This is a genomic window from Myxacorys chilensis, assembly GCF_059505265.1.
In genome coordinates, this window is record NZ_JCACKG010000069.1 from 1 (window position 1) to 20,062 (window position 20,062).

The following is a 20,062-nucleotide window of genomic DNA, read 5'->3' on the forward strand; positions in this document are numbered from 1 at the left end:
ATTCCCAAATGGAAGTGACTCTTTGCTTCGGGTCTGCTGTCAGCGCTCGCCCAATTTCAATTTGCCCGGGCGTTAACTTCTGTTGGCGTCCGCCTTGGCGACCTCTAGCTCTAGCCGCTTGTAATCCCGCTTGGGTGCGTTCTCGAATTAGGTTGCGCTCAAACTCTGCCAAGGCTCCAAACATGTGAAAGATCAGCTTGCCACCACTCGTGGTAGTGTCAATGCTTTCCTGCAGCGATCGCAACCCAATCTGACGGCTCTCTAACTCTTCGACTAGAGCAATCAAGTCCTTCAGCGATCGTCCTAAGCGGTCGAGCCGCCAGACTACAAGCGTGTCGCCTTCCCTAGCATAGGAAAAGGCTTGCTTCAGACCAGGACGATCCGCTTTAGCTCCACTCATTTTGTCGGTAAAGATTCTTTCACACCCTGCATTCTGGAGTGCATCGTGTTGCAGAGCAAGGTTTTGATCATCGGTTGAAACTCGCTCGTATCCGATCTGCATAGCAGGACTAGCTCTAAAGTACGGCTACTGTATCAGAACTCGTTAGCATTACCCTGATCTGAAACATAGATTAATTGACGTGATTTATTACACCTTAAGTGATGTGAAAGGGTTGATCTCTCTTAATGGAGCAAAGTGTAAAAGAAAGGAGCCTTTGAGTGACAACTTCAGCTGGCATGCCTCACATGGGGTTCAATTAAAGAACGAAGGTTTTCAGAACAGGTGAAGCACACTCAACTGCCAAGGGTATCAAATGATGAGTAAGAATGCTGATTATTCCATTGCAGTTGAAGCCCTAAAAGGGGATGAAACGCTCGCAGGAGTAGCGGAGTTACGACAGAACAAGTACTTGAACAACGTGATTGAGCGAGATTATCGGAATGTCAAGTGAATTTTGAGACTGATGATGGGATTCAAGTCGTTCAACACTGCAAGGAAAACGTTGAGAGGGGCTGAAGCCATGAATATGATTTGGAGAGGACAAGTAAGTGGAATCAATGAGGGAATACTGTGTCTGAAGCAAAATTCATCGAAGAACTCTCCGGAGTTGTTGCTTAAGGCAATGCGAACAACATATATCGTTTATCACTCAAAATTATTTGCGACAGAACCCTCAATTCTGAATTTACGGGTATGTTCAGTATTAAGCACGATAATCCTCCAACATTCAGCGTTGCTCAACTTTATGCAGCAACTTTCAAGCAAGTGATTTCTCGTCAATCCTCAAAGTGTTAGTGCAGTTCTTCTCGGTATCGTTTTGCACTGGGTTCATGTTGCTTGGGATGGAAGTGTCTTCGGGTGGGTTCAAAGGCTGAAAGGAATCGTTGCGCTTGCCCTGGCGATTTAAATCGTCGCATTCGTCGCTCTCGCACTCGTGTAGGTTGATGCAAATTCTCGGCTCGACTATTCAGTCCCTTATGTTGTCGATGCTCGCTTAAGAAATGCACTCTCAATGATTGTCGGCTTAATATGTGCGATCGCACCTCGCCTAGAAAGTGCAATCGCATTGGGTCTACCTCTAATCCAGCACTGAACTAACTTCAAATGCGATTCTCTGCTTTCCATCTCCGCATCAACTCTTCTGATGCCTCAAAGTGCATTGAATCCTCTCTTGCTCTTGAATATCCAGCCCCCCAGTAAAAGCCCTCCCGATGAAAATAGGGATACAATTCGTTGAGACCGACTTGAGTTTTACCGTCGCCTCGCTTATCGAGCTTGCGGTTAATCTTGATATCGATCGCGGTTCCCCAAGAGTGATTCGAGAAATTTGAGCCACCCCGAACTTTGCGAACACAAAGCATTCCTGCGGTTCCAATCTGCCGATAAAGCTCTGGCTTGTCTCGTTTAACCTGGGCAAAAATTCGATCGAGTGCTGCGATCGCAGGCTTAAGACCTGTTGCTTTCAACGGTCCTACATTTCTTGTAACAATGAGCCGCTTGATTTGAGGATTGGTAAGGTCAGAACAATTCTCAGTCAATCTACCCGGTTTACCAAGCAATTTAATCATCAAATCAGCGTCTGGTGAGGTTAAATTTTGGTTAATGGTTGCACGCGAGGGAGTCGAAATGAGCCGGGTGTAATCGACAGCAAGTGCCTGCTCAACGGATATACCAGCTAGTACAAGAAGAGAGGTGATACTAATAGCAGCAGTAGTAATGCGATCGGAGTTTATGAAACTCCATTTAGTGAATTTAGCGTTCATTGTTTCTCCTGAGTTAGTAGCAAAGAATTGACCTCAATCAACAATGCTCGATGGGGCATATAGAGTTGTCGGGAAATAGAACAAGAAATCCTTGAAAGTTTCATGTATCAACCGCTTCCGCTAATTCTGCTGAAAATCGCCGCAACCTATGTATGTTTAGCAGGACTTTCAGCTCTTTTTCCTGTTATTACCCGACAACTCTAATCAGTTAGGGCTTAAGAGCACTTGTTTTGGCTAGTAACGTTCCGCCATGTTTGACCGTTCTTGCTTCCGTAAGTGACACTGTTGAAGATGGGCTTGACTCTCTCAGACCCTCTGTATCCCCAAGAAGCTTTTCCATCCTTGTTCGAGTCATAACCCAGTTCAAAATGGAGATGGGGATGATTGTTGGCTGTGGGTCCAGTCCTGCCGACCTTTCCGATCACAGTTCCCAACTGAACTCCTTGTCCAACCCGGACATTGCGCGACTGAAGATGAAGATAGGTCGTAAACCAGCCGCCCCCATGATTGATCTGGATAACATTACCCGCGTTTCTGTGTTTGAAGGACTGGTTAACCGTTCCAGCCGCAGGAGCAAGAAGAGTCGCACCATTAGTACCAACTTGCTTAGGCTCTCTCACCATATCCAATGCAGGAGCATGTGCCCAAGTATCCAGTCGCCATCTCTGCTGGCAGGAGAATGGCAATTGCAAGTTGGGTTTGCGAGCTGCTGCCGCTGTAGGTTTGATTGACTCTGGTGTAGAAAGTGTTCCTTCCTCTGGGGAGGCTGTAGGATTGGTTTCTTCTTCTTGTGTTGATTCCGATGTAGAAGGTGTCTCCTGGGAAGGTGTGGGATTGGTTCCCTGCTGAGCAAAGACAGGAGTAGCAGCCGGAGTGACGACTAAAGCTAACCCGACTACAGTAGCGGAAAGCGATTTAAGGTTCATATTTAGTTCTCCAAGTTTTGGTGTTTGAGCCATTGTTTGATAGAGAACAACGGCAAGTTTTAGCATTTGCAAAGGAATTCAGTTCTGCTGCTGAGGCAATTTCCATGCCTCTGTTGATGAATCAGACCTGAGTTGAAAAACTCTGAAAATTAGGAACAGGCAGATTTGCTAAAGCAAAACTCTGACCTCAGCAAAGGCTTCAAGGCCATGCGTCTTTGCTTCTGTAGATGTAGTTTGAATCATTGTTTCTAGTGTCATGATTTGGTTCCTGAATACATTTGCTTTTGTGAAACCAGTACAAGTTTCATGACTCCATCAAAGCGATGTCGTGGCTGAGTTCATGCCTTAAAATGATCGACTTAGGCTGACTTATGTGCTGCTTCTGATCGAGTTCCAAAACATCAGAGACAACAGAAACATTCACATCCTGTTTTTCCTTGCTCAGCCTTTTCTAATGGCGAGGGTTTAGTAGAACGCTCAAATCCGATTTTTCGTGACTTGAGGATAAATCTTCTCTACCTTCTGAGTCAGAGAGCCAAGGTGATATCCGTGGTCTAATAGAATCGTGATTTTAGGAATATTGACGGATTTGCTTTAAAGTCATGGATGTTGAGCTTCAGCATTTCTAGCCATCCCGAATCATCGCTTAGGTTGGCTTTGGTTCAATCCAACAATCAGCAAGGTGTCCTTATCCTTGCGACATAAAGTCTGCCTGCTGCCTCTGTTCGTCCTTAAAAGCACTACCCGGAATCCATCAAAGGGTCCGTGTAGCTCAAGCAAAGCCAATTGAAGCAGTTTGGGAATTACCGCTCAGATAAGGTGAACAGCACTTAGGAGGTTTGGCAACACAACTGGCGTCTGAACGATTTCATCCGAACTTTAAGAAGCTGGTAAAAATTGTTATGCCACGATCACTGAAAGTTCGCCAAGATTGCATCGGCTCCATTAAGCTCTCGGTGAGGTTTCTGCGTCATGATCCTTCAGGTTTAATGGAGATGATATGGTAGGCCCATCTGACAACCGTAGTATCAGCATTCAGGAAAGTGCGATCGACAGCACACTGATTTCTGGCAATGGCAATCAAGTCATCATTTATAAGTATCAAACCGAGCGCAGAGAATCACCTACAGCTCAGGCTGAATCGATTTCCACAAAATCTTTGGGTGCAAATCCTTACAAAGGGTTGCTGGCGTTTCAGGAGACGGATGCTGATCGCTATTTCGGTAGGGAAACAGAAATTCATATCCTTTGGGAAAAGCTTCGTAGCCTGTACGAAAGCGAAGCAAGTCGACGACTGTTACCCATCTACGGGCCTTCTGGATCAGGAAAGTCTTCTTTGGTGCGAGCCGGTTTGATTCCAGAACTGGCACGACAACCATTACCAGGGCGGGACAGAGCTCAGGTTGCAGTCTTAGTGCCAGGTGTGCATCCGTTAGAATCCTTAGCAACAGTCTTAGCACGTGCTGTAACGAGAGATGTGGCTCCAGTCGCTAAAACACGGGAGTTTAAGGCCGAATTGCAACAGTCCAATGAGGAAGGCGAGTACGATGGATTGCGCCGAATTGCTTCTGCCCTGCCAGCAATCACAACGTCACCCTTGATCGTATTGGTGGATCAATTTGAAGAGGTTTACTCGCTTTGCGAAAAGGAAGAGGAACGCAACGCATTCATCGCTAATTTACTTTACGCCGCCGTTGATCGCTGTCGGCAGGTTTTGGTCATTGTGACCTTACGGAGTGACTTTTTAGGTCAGACACAGGAAGACTCCCAATTAAACCATTTGTTTTCATCACAAGGATTCCTGGTTCCGGCGATGAGTGAAGAGGATCTGCAAGTCGCTATCGCTAAACCGGCTGAACAGGCAGGATATACACTAGATGGAGCAACAATTCAGTTACTGATTGAGCAAACAGAAGGACGGGAAGGAGCCTTGCCCCTGTTACAATTCGCCTTAACTCAAATTTGGGAAGGGTTGATAGCAGGAGTTGCTCCTGCCACGACGCTAGAGCAAATTGGTGGAGTGGGTGGTGCGTTGGCAGGAGAAGCGCACCGGGTGTATGATGAGCTGACGGAAAAGCAGAAGGTAATTGCCCGTCATATCTTTTTGGGTCTGATTCAGTTGGGTGAAGGGACCCGCGATACTCGTCGTCGCGTTGGGCTAGACCGTTTGCGGGCGCAACAGGATGATGAATCTGATTTTAGAACTGTCCTCAATCGCTTTTCGGCTCCGGGTGTGCGACTGATTACCCTTGCAGCCGCTGGTGAGGAAACAGATACAGCTGAAGTAACCCATGAGTCATTATTTGAGTACTGGCAGCAGTTAAACGTTTGGCTAAACCAGGGTCGGGATGATCTTCGGTTTCAGCGGCGACTTCAGGATGCAGCTCAACATTGGGACAACCAAGATCGCCCGGAGGGATTGCTATGGCGTCCTCCTGATTTGGATTTGTTGAAAAAATTTTATCAACGAGCCAGTAGTGAAATGACTCCATTAGAACTGGAGTTTTTTAGGGCATCCGATGAGGCAATTGAACGAGGCAATCGAGCAATAAAACGTCAGCGACGACGCACAATCGTTGGATTAGCTGGCGGTCTAGTTAGCGCATTAATTTTGGCATCGATCTCTGGGGTAGGATGGTGGCGTGCTGTTGTTTCTGAAACGAACACTCGACTCCGCTCACTAGCAGTTTCATCCGAAGCGCTTCTTAACACAGATAAGTATCCATTAAAGAAGTCAGCAACAAAGGCCGAGATAGAGGCAAGAGCAAAGCATCAGATGGACGCGCTGATTCCTGCGATCAAAGCGGGCAAGGAATTGAAACATGCGATTGGCGTCGAATCAAGCACCAGAATGAAAGTGTTAGCCACATTGCAGCAAGCGGTTTATGGGAAATCAAAAGGAACGGAAATTAACTTGCCTGAGTGTGAACTAAGTCGAGGAGGCGTTTCCGTCTTGATAAGTCGTGATGAAAAGACGATTACCTGTACAAGCCATGACGGAACCGTGAGGCTTATGGATGGTAGCACGGGGCAAAAGCTGAATACTCTGAAAGGTAATTCAGAGTGGATTAATGATGTTCGCTTTAGTCCGGATGGTAAAACCATCGCCTTTGGGACGGCGGAGGGTAATGTAAAGCTTTGGGATCGCAAAACTCGTCAAGTCATTAAAACTCTCAACGGAAATCCCAGTGAGGTGAATTGCTTGAGTTTTAGCGCGGATGGTAAAACTCTTGCGGCAGGCAAGTTTGACGGCACGATTAGTCTTTGGGATCTGGCAACAGGAGAGGAGCTTAAAACCTTAAATGGGCATTCTTCGAAAACTGTGAAACAGGTGTTTTTCAGCCCAGATAGTCAGACAATTGCCTCCATCAGTTTTGACGCTGACGATAGCGCATTAAAATTGTGGAATTCCCAAACTTTCAAAGAACTCAAAACCATAATAAAAGACAGTTCTTCTTTCGACTCCATAATAAGAGATGCTCGCTTTAGTGCTGATAGTCGAACGATTAGTTACGTCAGTGGATTCAAAACAGTGACGGTCTGGGATATTCAAGCTGATCGACAAATTAGAACCTTTGAGGTAGGTGATAGCTCCTTTCTCAGCCCCGATGGAAAGATAGTCGCCTCTGGTCTTGCTAAAGTTGGAGATAATACAGTCATTGTGCGAGATGCTTCAACGGGTAGTATCCTAAAAACTCTTAGTGCAAAGTCAGGCAAAGTCAGTCCTCGCATATCAAAATATGACGTCCATGGTCCCTATAGCAGAGTCAGTCAAATTGGCTTCAGCCCTGCTGGCAAACTGATTGCAGTTGCCAGCAGAGATCATACAATGACTCTGTGGAATCTCAATACAGGCGAAAAACTTAAAACGTTTGAGGGACTATTAGACTGGACAGGTAGCATCAGCTTTAGTCCAGATGGCAAATGGATTGCCACATCAGGAGGATCTGATGATAAGGATCAGGCAGTTCAACTCTGGGATATCTCGACGGGTAAAGAAGTAAAGACTTTGATTGACGAGCGTGCGGTATTTTTTGGCGGAATTGGTAGAGATTTACACTTTAGCCCAGATAGCCAAATGATTGCTGTAAGTAGTAGTAGGAGCACGGCAACAATACAGAATATTCCAACTGGCAACGCACTAGAGATTTTCCCAGAAACAAGTTCCAGTCAGGTGTCAACTGTCCGATTTAGCCTAGATCATAACCAGGTTTCCACAGCTAACCCCGATGGCACCATTAGCTTGAGAAATAGCCAAACCGGTAAAAATCTCGCAACGCTCAAGGGACATTCGGGTCAAGTGAATGATATCAATTCAAGTCGTGATGGTAAAACCATTGTGTCAGGTGGAACTGATGGCACCATCAGAGTCTGGGAAAGTGCTACAGGCAAACAACTTCATCAGCTTGAACCCCAAGCTGGTGAAATTTTCAGTGTTAGTTTCAGTCCTGATAGTCAGATGATTGCAGCCGCAAGTTCTGACAATCGCATCAGATTGTGGAGTGCTGCCGATACTAGAGAACTTAGAACACTTCAAGGAGAATCTCAAGCTATTCTTCAAGTCGGGTTCAGCAGTGATGGGCAACGAGTGTTTGCCAAGAGTAGTGACGGTTTAGTGGAATTCTGGAATACCAATACAGGACAAAAGCAGGAAGGCATCAGATGGGAGCGCAGCTTGATAAGTACCTCTCATCTCAGCAACGATCTCAAATCAATCTTGACGGTTGATTGGAATGGAGCAGCCAGACAACGGGATCTGGAAACCGGAAAAGAAATTGAAGCGTTCAAATTTCGCCTTTTTGCTGCAACCCGTGTGCACATTAGCAATGATGGCCAATTGCTTGCTGCTGCTATAGCTAGTAATGACATGAAAATATGGAATATTAAAACAGGAGAGAAAATTCAAACGTTAAGAGAAAACTTAGATTCGATTGAACGTATCCAGTTTAGTCCTAACAATAAAACAATCGCAGTGCGTGACAAAAATAACACAGTAGAACTTTGGGATGTGAAAACTGGACAAACGATTAAGACGCTTGAAGGATATCTCAAGAAATCAGCAAAATCAATTAATAGCTTCGATTTTAGTCCAGATAGCAACATCATTGCATTTGCAAACAAAGATGGCACTATTAGCTTATGGGATCTTACAAGGGAGCAAGCAGTGCAGACTCTCAAGCCGCATTCTGGGGAAGTAACTAAGGTGAGTTTTAGTCCAGATGGTAAGACAATCGTTTCAGAGAGTATTAGTGAAATAAAACTATGGGATACAATCACAGGCCAAGAAATCAAAACTTACTCTGAACTGTCCAGCACATATGGCTCATCCATTAGTGACGATGGTAATGCGATTATGCTAGCTGACCTTGGTAAAATCATTGTGTTAAACCTTGATCTCGACGATCTATTGAGTCGAGGTTGTAATATCTTACGTAATGATCTAAAGACCAATCCTAATATTAGTGAGCATGATAAAAAGCTCTGTGATGTTTCTTAAACCGCCGAGCCTTGTCTAACTTTGAAGCGAGCTAATTCATCACACTATCCTCCCTGACGTTTCCAAACTTCTGCTAAACGCGCATGCAAATCTAAAATTGCTCTACATTGTGGTGTGTGCAAGAATTAGTCAGTGGTGAGGGGAAAGCCTAAATCCTTGCGTCTAACTTCTCTATGTCCACCTCGTCTCTGTTCTAATAACAGCATTTTCTGCCAAAGATACCCTATCCCATACATGGATGGTATTGTCTATCTATTCCGTATCTTCTTTGTTTTTCGATTCATTTGCTTCTGTTTCTGGCTGAGTTCCCTCATTCCGCTTTTGCACTTCTCCAGCAGATCGCCCCACCACCCCTGGAGAACGATCGTCATCCGGATCCGACGATTGGGAAGTGGGATTTGACACAACTGGCTTTCGGATGACCGGCACATCCGTAGTCTCTGGTGATGTAGACCCAGTTCGACCCACTACCCCCGGAGAGCGATCATCATCTCGATCCGAGGATGTTGGCCGCTGCTCTGAAACAACCCGCTCCCTCACCACAGGCGTCTCCTCTGAGGAATTGGGCAATTGCGAAGCTGTATCTGGAGCTTCAGCATAACCCTCGTCTGCTTTAGCCGCATCTGCTGAGGCTGCTTCTGTTGGTTTGTTCGTTTCCTCAGTCATGTTCTATGGCTCCTAGTGCTTTCAACGTTGTTTTCTGAGCGGTTGTCAAACCGATCGCATCTATAATTTTCATCCCCTCATAGGGACGGTACATTTGTAACGTTCTCACACACTCTCCCGTTTTCACCTTCCAGAACCAAATTCGTTCATCCTTACCTGCACTGACAATCATTTGTCCATCTGGGCTAAACGTTACCGACCAAACGACCGTGCCCTGTCCCTGTAACGTCCTCAAATGGTTGCCCGTATCAACCTGCCAAATCCTCACCGTCTGATCATCACTGCCGCTGATTAATAGCGTCCCATCTGGGCTAAAGGCGATCGAGCGGACTCGATTCGTGTGCCCTGATAGGGTCCTCACGCACTCCCCGGTTTGGCTATCCCACACCTTAATCGTCTGGTCTGCACTGCCACTGGCAAATCGCTGACCACAAGGGCTAAACGCCACTGACAGCACCCAATCCTGATGTCCCTGCAGTGTCTGTAAACACGTTCCTTGTTCCAGATTCCACAACTTAATCGTCTGGTCATCACTGCCGCTAGCTAATAATGACCCTTGTGGAGAAAACGCGATCGACTTTACCCGATGCGTATGTCCTGTTAACGTCTGCAAACATTCACCCGTGCGCCAATCCCAAACCTTGATGGTCCGATCGTCACTTCCACTCGCTAGTATTTCGCTCCCTGGGCTAAACTGCACTGATTGCACCCAATCTTGGTGCCCCGATAGCGTTTGCAAACAGTCCCCGGTTTGAGCATCCCACACCTTAATCGTTTGGTCATCACTGCCGCTCGCCAGAATCGGAGGATGGGTACTCTGTGGCGCAACTGCAACGGCTGACACAATATTCTTGTGCCCTGATAAGGTTTTAGAGCATTCTCCAGCGGGCACATTCCACAGTCGCACCTGCTGGTCTTGGCTACCCGTGACTAGCCATTTACCATCATCACTAAAAGCAATTGCTGCAATCCAGTTACTGTAAGCTTCTAACGTTCTCAAGCATTTTCCTGTTTGCGTATCCCAGAGCTTCACAACTTGATTCTCGCTGATGCTAATCAACTGGGGCTCGTGGGGATGAAATGCCACCAGCCAAACGCGATCGCGATGTTCCTGCAAGGTTTGCAAACATTGACCTGTCTCTACCTGCCATAGTTTCACGGTTTGATCTTCGCTCGCTGTTGCCAGCATCTGCCCATCTGGACTAAAGGCCATGGCCCATACCTGACCGCTATAGTCCAAAGTACCGAGACAGTCTCCTGTTGCCACCTGCCAAAAATTCACTTGGTTGCCGTTGCTGCCTGTTACTAACGTTTGTCCATCGGGGCTTAATGCCACTGCCAACATCCAGTTGACTTGCGTCTCAATGGTTCGCACACATTGACCGGTGGGAATATCCCAGAGCCGGACAATGCAATCATCTGCACTGATCAACGTTTGACCATCAGGAGAAACCGTAACCCAGAGGACACTTCCCTGGTGTCCCGGTAAGATCTGAAGGCAATCACCCGCTTGCACATCCCACACGCGCACCGTTTGGTCATGACTGCCGCTCACCAAAATGAGCGGCTCAGAACTCGCAGGTTCGCTGGATCCAAAACTCACCGACTGCACCCAGCTTGTATGTCCATGCAGCGTTTTGAGACATTGCCCCGTCTGGACATTCCAGAGCCGAATTGTGTGGTCGTAGCTACCGCTCGCTAACAGCGTTCCATCCGGACTAAAGGCGATCGATTGTACCCAAGCAGTATGTCCCCTGAGTGTGATTAACGGCTTACTTTCATCAACCTGCCACAGACACACCTCACAATCAATTCCGGTTGCAAGCAGCCTTCCATCCGGACTAAAAGCGGCGGATAGAATTCCACCCAGTGTTTGGGTAAACACCGAGCGGCTCAAATTTGCGCCTGTGAAATTCACCTGATGCAGATTCGTTCCCTGAAGGTATGCCTGCCAAACCGTTAGGCGAGAAAAATCATAGTCGCAAATCTCAAGCTGCAAGTGTGCCAGAAGATTGAGCAAATTTCCGGCGGCATACCCAGGTTGTCGGGGCGCTTGCTGTAAGCTCAACAGAATTTGTTTTAAGTGGGATTCAATTGCCTCTAGGCTACCTAGCGCTGCTAGCAGCCGATCACCCAGAGGTTTGAGGATCAGACGCACCTGAGCATTGCGTAAATAGTCTTTCGTCTGAGCTTTCATCAATGCATGAGAATTGAATAGATCAATATTGCCACTGATGATTTCTGAAGTAATTTGCTCAATCAATCGATCGGTGACATATTCCATCACTACAGGTTGTTGCGTAAAAGTGGTCGATTGCTTCTCAATCAGAGATCGCAACTGCAATGACTCCAGCGCTTCTAATAGCGATCGCGGCAGAATACTGGGAATCATGTCCTGCTGTAGCTCAGGAATGGAAACCCACTCACGTTCAATCGCGAGCCAGTACATAATGTGCTGTTCTAGGGGAGGCAAGCGTTCAAATTGTTGATCCAGTAAGTCAGAGATATCACCAAATACCGCTGTCCCCTGAGCGAGGAACTGCGCGATATCGCCATCAAACACGTCTTGAATGGTAGTGGCAGCAATCTTCAACGCCAGCGGATTTCCAGCATAGTGATCAATTAACGCTTGGCTCGCTGATTCTGAAACCGAAACTACTTTTTCTCTAAGAATTTCTTGCCCCTCAGCTTGCGCTAGTCCTGAGAGCCGTAGCGAGCGTAACGGAGAGCCTGCTCCTTCTTTTGCCCCTAACCCACGCGGTTTTTCTCGGCTCGTCAAGACTAAACAGCTCTGGTGTTGAGCTTCCCAAAGGCATCGGAAGAGCTGCCCATAGCCCTCGTAACCATCTCGGTAAGCTCCAGCCCGCTCATCCCTGCGCAAAACCGACTCAGCATTGTCTAAAACCAGCAGACAGCGCTCTTGACGGAGATACTCAAGCAAGCACAAAACTCGACCGTCAATTGTTTCTGGCAGATGGGTTTGCTGTTGCTGAGACAGAATTCGGATCAACTCCGCCAACAAATCTTGAATGGGAGGAGCGTTACGCAACGATCGCCAAATTACAACGACAAACTCATCTTGAACTTGCTTGGCGAACTGAACCGATAGCGTCGTCTTTCCCATCCCGCCCATGCCGATTAGCGTAATCAGGCGACAGCGTTCTTCAACCACCCATTGCTGTAGTTGGGCAAGCTCTTGCTCTCGTCCGTAAAAGTTGATAATATCAACTGCTTCACCCCAATTCCGCTGTTTTCGGGCAGATAAGCGATCGGTTGGAGTAACGATGCTTTGAGCAGCAATAGATGGAGAGGATGCAGGATCAGGTGGGAGTTCTCCAATCTCCTCGCATTCTAAATTCAACTGAGAGCAGATTTCAGCAATTCCTTGGCTGTCTACAGACAGCCTTTGGCATATTTCTTCAAAAACTGCTCGGTCAACAGGTTTTCCGGTGAGAAAATTGACAACGGTCGATCGAGATAGGCTCAGCTCTTCGGCTAACGCTTGCTGGCTAGGAAAGCCATTTCGTCTGACCGAGAGCTTAATGGAGCCGATGCAATCTTGGCGAACTTTCAGCGATCGTGGCATAACAATTTTTACCAGCTTGTTAAATTTCGGATGAAATCGTTCAGACGCCAGTCAGTTATGTTGCGAAACCTCCTGAGTGCTGTTCACCTTATCTGAGCGGTAATTCCCAAACTGCTTCAATCGGCTTTGCTTGAGCTACCCAGGATCTTTGGTAGATTCCGGGTATCGCTTTGAAGGACGAACAGAGGCAGCAGGCAGACTTTGTGTCGCCAGAGGATAAGGCCACCTTGCGGATTGTTGGAATTAAATGGCCTCCTGCCGCTGATACGCTTGAGTTTCCCTTCTGTACCCATTCAACCAAAGCCAACCTAAGCGTTGATTTGGGATTGCTAGAAATGCTGCAGCTCAACATCAATGACTTTAAAGCAAACCCGTCAATATTCCTAAAATTACGACTCTATTAGACCACGGGTATCACCTTCGATCTGACTCAGAAGGTAGAGAAAATTTATCCTCAAGTCAAGGAAAAACAGGATGTGAGTGTTTCTGTTGCCTCCGATGTTTTGAACTCAATTAAAAGCAGCACATAAGTCAGCCTAAGCCAATACATAAGTCAGCCTAAGTCGATCATTTTAAGGCATGAACTCAGCCACGACATCGCTTTGATGGAGTCATGAAACTTGTACTGGTTTCACAAAAGCAAATGTATTCAGGAACCAAATCATGACACTAGAAACAATGATTCAAACTACATCTACAGAAGCAAAGACGCATGGCCTTGAAGCCTTTGCTGGCGTCAGGATTTTGCTTTAGTACAGCTGCCTGCTCGTAATTTTCAGAGTTTTTTAACTCAGGTCTGATTCATCCACAGAGGCATGGGAATTGTCTACAAGCCTCAATGTATCGACTTTTATCAGCTTCCTCTGCATAACACCAAAAAGCAGACGTGTTGAATCAGGGAAGCGGGCAAACCGTTTGTCACTCAGCAACGAAAACTTTGTCTACCTCTACATTTAGGAGAAAAAATGCGTTTAAATAGCTTTCGGATTCCTGCCGCAGTTATTGGACTAGCTTTACTCGTCACTCCGGTTGTCACTCCTGCCCCTGCTTCTGCCGAGACGGTGGGCGGAAACGTCCCGAGTCGAGCCAAAGCGGACAAAGTGCTTGTGTATTCGGCCAATGGCTACGGCTACGCAGGCGCGACCTTCAATTGGACTGGCCCAGGCCAGCTGTCGGACATCGACCTGCTGGTGACCGACCAGAAGTGCGACAGCAACCCTGTCTGGGCCTACTTCCGCGTCAATCGCACAAACAATACGTTCTTCACCACCGGCACTAGGCGCTATGACTACTCCGGGTGCGACAAAGAGGACTACAGCACATACAACGACCTTTCACTCTCCGATGGGTTCGATATTAAGACAGTCCAGCTGATTATTTGCGTGCGCAATGGCCCGTGCCACACTGGAGGCGAGTCCGACCGCAACCCCTACTTAATTACTTAAGTAGGGGTTAATGAAAACTCCCCTCTTGCTAGGGTGTATCTGCAAAGTCTGAATGTAGCGTAATGAGTTATTTCAACCAAATAAGAATTGCTGCAATCGTCAGCATTGCTAAGTAATTATCGGCTCGTTTTTCATAACGGCGTCGAATTGACAGCTTGACCTGTTCAAGGCACTCAGCACGAACTCGAAGAGATCGAGGCATGGTAAAGAGGAATAAGGGGATTGCGTTCTGTGTGAAGCCCAAATGGGCTTTTCTCTTGGGAGTACAGTGAACAGGAAAACTGTCGGAAACTCATCTGTGAGAGGGTAGATCCTCTATCGTTGCCTGACTGCTGCTCTAAACAGCTCCGCATAATCCTTTGCGCTTTCCAGGTTCTTGAATGAGCTTGGACGTCTTTCTAGAAGCACTTGGGGCAGTTGATCGCAATCACGATCGGCTAAATGTTCTAATTTAGCAGGAAGTTTTACGTTGCAAAGAATCGGCAAATTCTTTGAGTTAGTCAGTTGAGGCTGTTCTAATCCCGTGCTGTTGAGATCAGCGGAGATTGGCGCGATCGAGGTTGGCGTTGCTGAGGCTGGCGCCGGCGCCGATGAGGTTGGCGTTGCGGAAGTCGGCGAAGATGAGATTGGCATAGCTGAGGTCGGCGTCGCGGAGATTGGCGCCGCGGAGATTGGCGTTGCTGAGGTCGGCGAAGCGGAGGTTGGCGTCGCGGAGATTGGCGTTGCTGAGGTCGGCGTTGCTGAGGTTGGTGCGGTCGAGGTTGGTGCGGTCGAGGTTGGCGCGGCCGAGATTGGCGCCGCCGAGGTTGGTGTTGCGGAGGTCGGCGTGGTCGAGGTTGGTGTCGCGGAGGTCGGCGGAGATGAGGTTGGTGTTGTCGAGGAAGGCGTTGCTGAGATTGGTGTTGCTGAGATTGGTGTTGCTGAGATTGGTGTTGCTGAGATTGGCGCCGCTGAGATTGGCGTAGCTGAGGTTGATCGTTGCCAAATTCCTGCCCTGCAGTGTTCGGCAGGTTCCAAATACTCTCTCACCTACAGGGTCAAGCCAGCTCGGGAGTGATTGAAAGTCGCTACATCCTTTAGTTAATGCCTTCACTGCCTCCGGTTTACCTGATATGTCTTTGCTATTGAGAGTTACATAGTTTCGTTGAACGAACTCTTCTCGTAAAAAGCTATCGACGACAAGCAGTGGCAGTATTAGGAAACTGGCAATCGCTGCTCGGTTGAGCCAGCACTGCTGCACACTCTTCCGCACAAACTCTGCTGCACACTCGGTCAGAGGCAAGGTCTCGGCATATTGTTTCTGAAAACTGCGAGCATCATCTAGCTGCCGTCCCTGCAAAAGATAGCCTCGCTTCTTGCCTTGCTTTTCCCATTCCTGGGCTAGAGCATTAATGCGTCGCTGCTGGCGAATGCGGTCTCGTTGTCCATCCAGCCATTCCCTGATCTGTTGCCAGTGATCTAACAATGCCTCATGCGTCACTTCTGCCACCTCTTTGCCTTCAACGCTTGAAAGCGTTAGCAACCGTGCTCCAGGCACTGAGAAGCGTCCCATCACCTCTCGCACCAATGTTGCATTGTCTTGAGCTGATACCAAGCTTTCAACAGTAGCTCTACGCCGTGTGTCCCTTGTTCCTTCTCCAAGCTCTACCAAACCGATGAACACACGTCTGGCAATATCCTTCTCCTTATCATTCAGGCTGCTGTAGATTCGTTGGGCTTCCCCTGCCAGTGCCCCGCCAATCCCGCCAATCGCTTTCAGTGTTTCAGTTGGAGAGTTGCCATGTCCCAGCCCTTCCCAGATGCGTGTCAGGGCAAACTGGAGCAGCGGCAATGCGCCTTCACGTCCTTCGGTTTGCTCAATCAAGCGATCAATAAGTCCCTCATCCAAGGGATAGCCTGCTTGCTTTGCGGGTTCTGCGATCGCTCGATGTAATTCTTCTGGCGTCATAACCGACAGGATCACACTTTGAGCAGCAATAATTTGATTGAGCAATGGATGCCGTTGGGTTTCTCCAGCAAAGTCCAGCCGCATCGTGATGACGACTGAGACGCGAGCTTCAGCAGAGGATGCCGCCTCAATCAGATTGTCAATGAAAACCGCTCGCTCATTCGCATCCTTACAAAGGGAATAAACCTCCTCCAATTGATCAACTAGGATAACTAGAGGAGAGGACTCAAGACAGGGAATGTCATTCACAATCTTCCTCAACTGATCGTGGGTTCCCTGTCCACCCGATTGCCTCAAGATTGCCTCAAACTCCGCCCGTTTTGTCGAAGGGCTAGGGTCATTCGTCGCGATGCGAGCTAAAACCCTAGCCAGTCCTTCTAACGGGTTTTTCCCTGGCTTCATAATGGCGACATAGGTTTGCTGATATCCCGGCAGCGGGCGTCGAGCGAGCTCCGGCAGTAACCCAGCGCGAGCCAGTGAAGATTTTCCAGACCCGGATGCTCCCAGGATAGGTAGCAAGCGCACAGGAGGCTTGTCCTGAACCGCTCGTTCTTGCAATTCGCGCAACCAATCCCACAATCGATCGATCTGAGCTTCTCGCCCAAAATAGACATTCGCATCTTCCACCTGAAAAGCCGCCAGCCCGCGATAGGGGTTTGCAGCTAGATGAGACGTGAAGGGCTTTGTCTCAATTTCGACCTGGCGATCAAGATGGTAGTTGTAAATCACAACTTTGTTGCCATCCCCAGACACGATCGCACTGCTGATCGCATCTCGTTGAATTGCAATATGTCGATCGTCTCCCTGATTTGTTTCACTCATGGCACAAACTCAAAACCCCAGATGGACTAAGGTCAGCAGTTTGTACCAATTCCCACCCAGCCATGCTGCTGCTTTTTCAACATGAGGACGCAGCTTATCGATCGCTTCAGCAAACCCATTGGCTTTCTGTGCGTAAGTCATTGCGCGGTTGAGAGCTTCCCCCACTTCATCTTTATCAGGCTGTGACTTCTTCAGTTCTTCTTTGGCATCATCAACCGCATTCACAATCTTGCGCGAGTCAGGAGTATCAAGCTGCATCAGGATGGGTTGCAACGCTTCCAGCACTGAAACCATATCCACCGTTTGCGGCTGCGGCAGAGCAGCGGGTTGGAATTGAACTGAGGTAGTATTATCATTGCCAGTTATAATGGCACTGCCTGTTACCGAGCCATTCACCGAGACACTTCGGTTCTGATGATAAGAAGGCATTGACGGAGTGGGAGTAGAATTTGGAAGCGCAGCGGGAGGATCTGGAGCGATCGCAGGTTCCGGAGCAGCAGTTAATCGATGTCGGTACTTCAACACAGGTACAGACACATCTGGATTATTCTGTAGGTCGATTGCATTACAGCCCAATTTATAGGCTTCCTCAAAGGAGCGGTTTGCTGCGATCGCACGATAAAAACCTTGAGCAAATTTAATTGCAGCTTTGTCACCAATCGGTTGATTCATACCCACAACACAATCAATGGACTGGTGAATTGCTTCTGCCTGAATTTCTGAATAACAAGCGTTCAGACAAACACACTGAATCGTGTTTTGCAAGATCGAGAATAGCGTTGCCAGTGCTTTGGTGCTAACCATCTGAAGTTTTCCAGACCCATTCTCCAGTACCAGCCCCTGTTCTCCGCCACCATGACCTGAGAAATGAACAATCTGCGGAGAGGATTTGAGGAGAACTTCGTGCAAGTCATCAACTCTGACTGCCCATCGCATGGTGATTTCAAACTTACTATCAGTGCTAAAGGCTTCCAACGCCGTTTGAATTTCCCGCACCTCTTCATCCAATCTGAGGCGATCGGTGTTGTGGGGATTGGCTGCAAGAATCAAAACTTTTTTTAGGTTCATTTTCTAAGTTCATTTATGATGTCATAATCAACTTCAAGCAGTTCACAGCAGATACATACTCGATCAAAGGCGTTCCGTAAACATCCGGTAATCTCATGTAGTAGTTTCTAATGTCATCACTATAGAGAACTTCACAATTGCCCCTGGATGAGTCAGCCCCAACTCCCGCTTGATCCGAACCAGCCGGCATCCTCTGAACTTGATGCTCAGAGTGAGGAAGATCTGCGCCAGAATGGGCCTAGTGGCAGCGATCGACACATTACCGTTGATGGAAATGTAGAAGGCAGCGCGGTTATCGCAGGTGATAGCAATACTGTTGTTGTACACAATCACGCTCAAACTCTATCAATCCCGCGATCATCTACCGAGCAAAAGTTGCTCAACCAGGTCAAAGCAGAGGTAGCTTCTCGTCTGCAACAGTCGTTGCACAATGCTATCTTCATTAATCTCATCAAAGATGCCCAGCCTACTCAAGTTGCCCGATTTTGGGATGCTGATGTCAAGATTGGGTCTACTCCACCCCAAGCTTTGCCAGAAAACACTACGATTTTGCAGGCGTTTGATCGGGCTGATGTTGCGGGTAGGCTACTCATTCTAGGGAAACCCGGAGTGGGTAAGACGACAACTCAGCTAGAACTGGCAAAAGCCCTATGCGAACGCTGTGAGCAGCAGTCGAATTACCCGATTCCAGTGCTGTTTAATCTTTCAACCTGGAAGACAACGACCCAATCAATACCGAGTTGGCTAGTTGCGGAACTGGACTCGAAGTATGGTCTTAGGCGAGATATTGGGGTTCAATGGCTCAAGGAGTTTAAGCTGTTGCCTTTGCTTGATGGACTAGACGAACTCGACTCGCAACGACAACTGCCCTGCATTGATGCCATTAATGAATTCATCAGTGGAGAAAGCGCACCCTCTTATCTAGTTATAGGAAGCCGCTTTGAGGAGTATGAACGGCTGAACGCACCGCTTCAGCTTAATGGGGCGATTTGCTTGCGGGAACTGACAGATCGTCAAATTCAGAACTACCTTGCAAGTGCTAATCGATCTGTGCTCTGGAATGCCATTGCTGAGGATGAGTCCTTGCTGGAGTTCGTGCGTCCACCGTTGCTTTTGAGCATGACGGTTCTGGCTTATCAGGGAAAGGCAGGATTAGAATGGCAGCGCTTACAGTCATCTCAAGCGCGACTGAACCACCTGCTAAATGCCTACATCAGGCGCATATTAGAACAGAGCGTCCCAGCTCAGGCAGGCAAGAAAAAACGCAAGCAGCAGAAAAGCTACAGCCCTAGACAAACTCGGCTATGGCTCACCTGGCTAGCTCAACAGATGGAGCGCGAGTCTCAAACCGAGTTTCTGATCGAACGAATGCAGCCTTCCTGGTTGCTAGCTGAGCCGCTTTACAACAACTATACGTACACAGTGAGATCGATCGGCGAGATGCTTTTTTGGTTGAGTGGGTTAGGTATTGGGCTGATTGTCGGGTCGATTTGGGGGCTGGGTTTGGGGCTGGGTTTGGGGCTGTTTTGGGGGCTGTTTTGGGGGTTGGGTTTGCAGTGGCTGTTTTCGGGGCTGTTGGGGGGGCTGCATTGGAGGCTAGTGATAAGGGCAGAGGTCATAACGATTTCTGAATCTATAGAGTGGTCTTGGAAAGGATTTAAAAGAGGGCTGGGTGCGCCGCGTGATTGGCTACTTACTGTGCTGGCCAGTTTGGTGTTTCTTTTAATGCCGTTATTGAGATTGCTCACTGGAGGGAGTGTTGGGTCGATTTCTGAGCTGGTTAGTATAGGGATTAGTGAGCAACTTCGTTGGCTGCTTATTATGTGGAGTATACGGCTAATGGTGGCAGGGCTAATTTATTGTGTGAGATGCAAAAGACGAGGAATGTCATGCGCGATA

The 20,062-nt window shown here is 47.9% G+C and carries 13 protein-coding genes; 4 read left to right on the top strand and 9 right to left on the bottom strand.

The genetic code is table 11. The features are described 5' to 3' along the window. From AC5JLB_RS03930 to AC5JLB_RS03945, 4 genes are all read right to left on the bottom strand, one after another. Positions 1-502 (bottom strand): recombinase family protein (locus AC5JLB_RS03930; protein ID WP_495872549.1); only part of this gene is annotated, 502 nt, incomplete at its 3' end. 731 nt (positions 503-1,233) lie between these two features. After that, positions 1,234-1,509 carry a hypothetical protein gene (locus tag AC5JLB_RS03935; RefSeq protein ID WP_495872550.1) on the bottom strand — a complete coding sequence of 92 codons (276 nt, stop codon included), beginning with the start codon at positions 1,507-1,509 and terminating at the stop codon, positions 1,234-1,236. 33 nt (positions 1,510-1,542) lie between these two features. After that, positions 1,543-2,205 (bottom strand): M15 family metallopeptidase, encoded by a 663-nt coding sequence (locus AC5JLB_RS03940; protein ID WP_495872551.1) that lies wholly within the window; start codon positions 2,203-2,205, stop codon positions 1,543-1,545. A 215-nt stretch (positions 2,206-2,420) separates the two neighbouring features. Next, positions 2,421-3,164 (bottom strand): peptidoglycan DD-metalloendopeptidase family protein, encoded by a 744-nt coding sequence (locus tag AC5JLB_RS03945; RefSeq protein ID WP_495872552.1) that lies wholly within the window; start codon positions 3,162-3,164, stop codon positions 2,421-2,423. Between the two features lie 967 nt (positions 3,165-4,131). Between AC5JLB_RS03945 and AC5JLB_RS03950 the strand changes: the two genes are divergently transcribed. After that, positions 4,132-8,628 (top strand): NACHT and WD repeat domain-containing protein, encoded by a 4,497-nt coding sequence (locus AC5JLB_RS03950; protein ID WP_495872553.1) that lies wholly within the window; start codon positions 4,132-4,134, stop codon positions 8,626-8,628. A 252-nt stretch (positions 8,629-8,880) separates the two neighbouring features. Here AC5JLB_RS03950 and AC5JLB_RS03955 read toward each other — a convergent pair whose 3' ends face one another. Together AC5JLB_RS03955 and AC5JLB_RS03960 are read right to left on the bottom strand one after the other, a co-directional pair. Further along, positions 8,881-9,294, bottom strand: a complete 414-nt coding sequence (locus AC5JLB_RS03955) for a hypothetical protein (RefSeq protein ID WP_495872554.1) — start codon at positions 9,292-9,294, stop codon at positions 8,881-8,883. Beyond that, on the bottom strand, positions 9,287-12,880 hold the full coding sequence (locus AC5JLB_RS03960) for a WD40 repeat domain-containing protein (protein ID WP_495872555.1): 3,594 nt from the start codon (positions 12,878-12,880) through the stop codon (positions 9,287-9,289). Before AC5JLB_RS03960 ends, AC5JLB_RS03955 begins: the two co-directional genes overlap by 8 nt. 170 nt (positions 12,881-13,050) lie before the next feature. Between AC5JLB_RS03960 and AC5JLB_RS03965 the strand changes: the two genes are divergently transcribed. Continuing rightward, a complete protein-coding gene (locus tag AC5JLB_RS03965) occupies positions 13,051-13,284 on the top strand; it encodes a hypothetical protein (RefSeq protein ID WP_495872556.1) in 234 nt (77 codons plus the stop codon). A 561-nt stretch (positions 13,285-13,845) separates the two neighbouring features. Next, positions 13,846-14,325 (top strand): hypothetical protein, encoded by a 480-nt coding sequence (locus AC5JLB_RS03970; RefSeq protein ID WP_495872557.1) that lies wholly within the window; start codon positions 13,846-13,848, stop codon positions 14,323-14,325. Between the two features lie 67 nt (positions 14,326-14,392). Here AC5JLB_RS03970 and AC5JLB_RS03975 read toward each other — a convergent pair whose 3' ends face one another. From AC5JLB_RS03975 to AC5JLB_RS03985, 3 genes are all read right to left on the bottom strand, one after another. Beyond that, on the bottom strand, positions 14,393-14,527 hold the full coding sequence (locus tag AC5JLB_RS03975) for a hypothetical protein (RefSeq protein ID WP_495872558.1): 135 nt from the start codon (positions 14,525-14,527) through the stop codon (positions 14,393-14,395). A gap of 333 nt (positions 14,528-14,860) precedes the next feature. Further along, a complete protein-coding gene (locus tag AC5JLB_RS03980; RefSeq protein ID WP_495872559.1) occupies positions 14,861-17,095 on the bottom strand; it encodes an nSTAND1 domain-containing NTPase in 2,235 nt (744 codons plus the stop codon). A 9-nt stretch (positions 17,096-17,104) separates the two neighbouring features. Then, on the bottom strand, positions 17,105-18,163 hold the full coding sequence (locus AC5JLB_RS03985) for a CHAT domain-containing protein (protein WP_495872560.1): 1,059 nt from the start codon (positions 18,161-18,163) through the stop codon (positions 17,105-17,107). Positions 18,164-18,310: 147 nt separating this feature from the next. Here AC5JLB_RS03985 and AC5JLB_RS03990 point away from each other — a divergent pair. Next, a partial coding sequence (locus AC5JLB_RS03990; RefSeq protein WP_495872561.1) for an NACHT domain-containing protein occupies positions 18,311-20,062 on the top strand: 1,752 nt, incomplete at its 3' end.

Excerpts from the sequence above, each read along its gene's own strand:
- AC5JLB_RS03950 (WP_495872553.1), top strand. The coding sequence starts at position 4,132 with ATGGTAGGCCCATCTGACAACCGTAGTATCAGCATTCAGGAAAGTGCG.
- AC5JLB_RS03985 (WP_495872560.1), bottom strand. The coding sequence starts at position 18,163 with ATGAACCTAAAAAAAGTTTTGATTCTTGCAGCCAATCCCCACAACACC.
- AC5JLB_RS03975 (WP_495872558.1), bottom strand. The coding sequence starts at position 14,527 with ATGCCTCGATCTCTTCGAGTTCGTGCTGAGTGCCTTGAACAGGTCAAG.
- AC5JLB_RS03980 (WP_495872559.1), bottom strand. The coding sequence starts at position 17,095 with ATGAGTGAAACAAATCAGGGAGACGATCGACATATTGCAATTCAACGA.
- AC5JLB_RS03940 (WP_495872551.1), bottom strand. The coding sequence starts at position 2,205 with ATGAACGCTAAATTCACTAAATGGAGTTTCATAAACTCCGATCGCATT.
- AC5JLB_RS03960 (WP_495872555.1), bottom strand. The coding sequence starts at position 12,880 with ATGCCACGATCGCTGAAAGTTCGCCAAGATTGCATCGGCTCCATTAAG.
- AC5JLB_RS03935 (WP_495872550.1), bottom strand. The coding sequence starts at position 1,509 with ATGCGATTGCACTTTCTAGGCGAGGTGCGATCGCACATATTAAGCCGA.
- AC5JLB_RS03955 (WP_495872554.1), bottom strand. The coding sequence starts at position 9,294 with ATGACTGAGGAAACGAACAAACCAACAGAAGCAGCCTCAGCAGATGCG.
- AC5JLB_RS03945 (WP_495872552.1), bottom strand. The coding sequence starts at position 3,164 with ATGGCTCAAACACCAAAACTTGGAGAACTAAATATGAACCTTAAATCG.
- AC5JLB_RS03970 (WP_495872557.1), top strand. The coding sequence starts at position 13,846 with ATGCGTTTAAATAGCTTTCGGATTCCTGCCGCAGTTATTGGACTAGCT.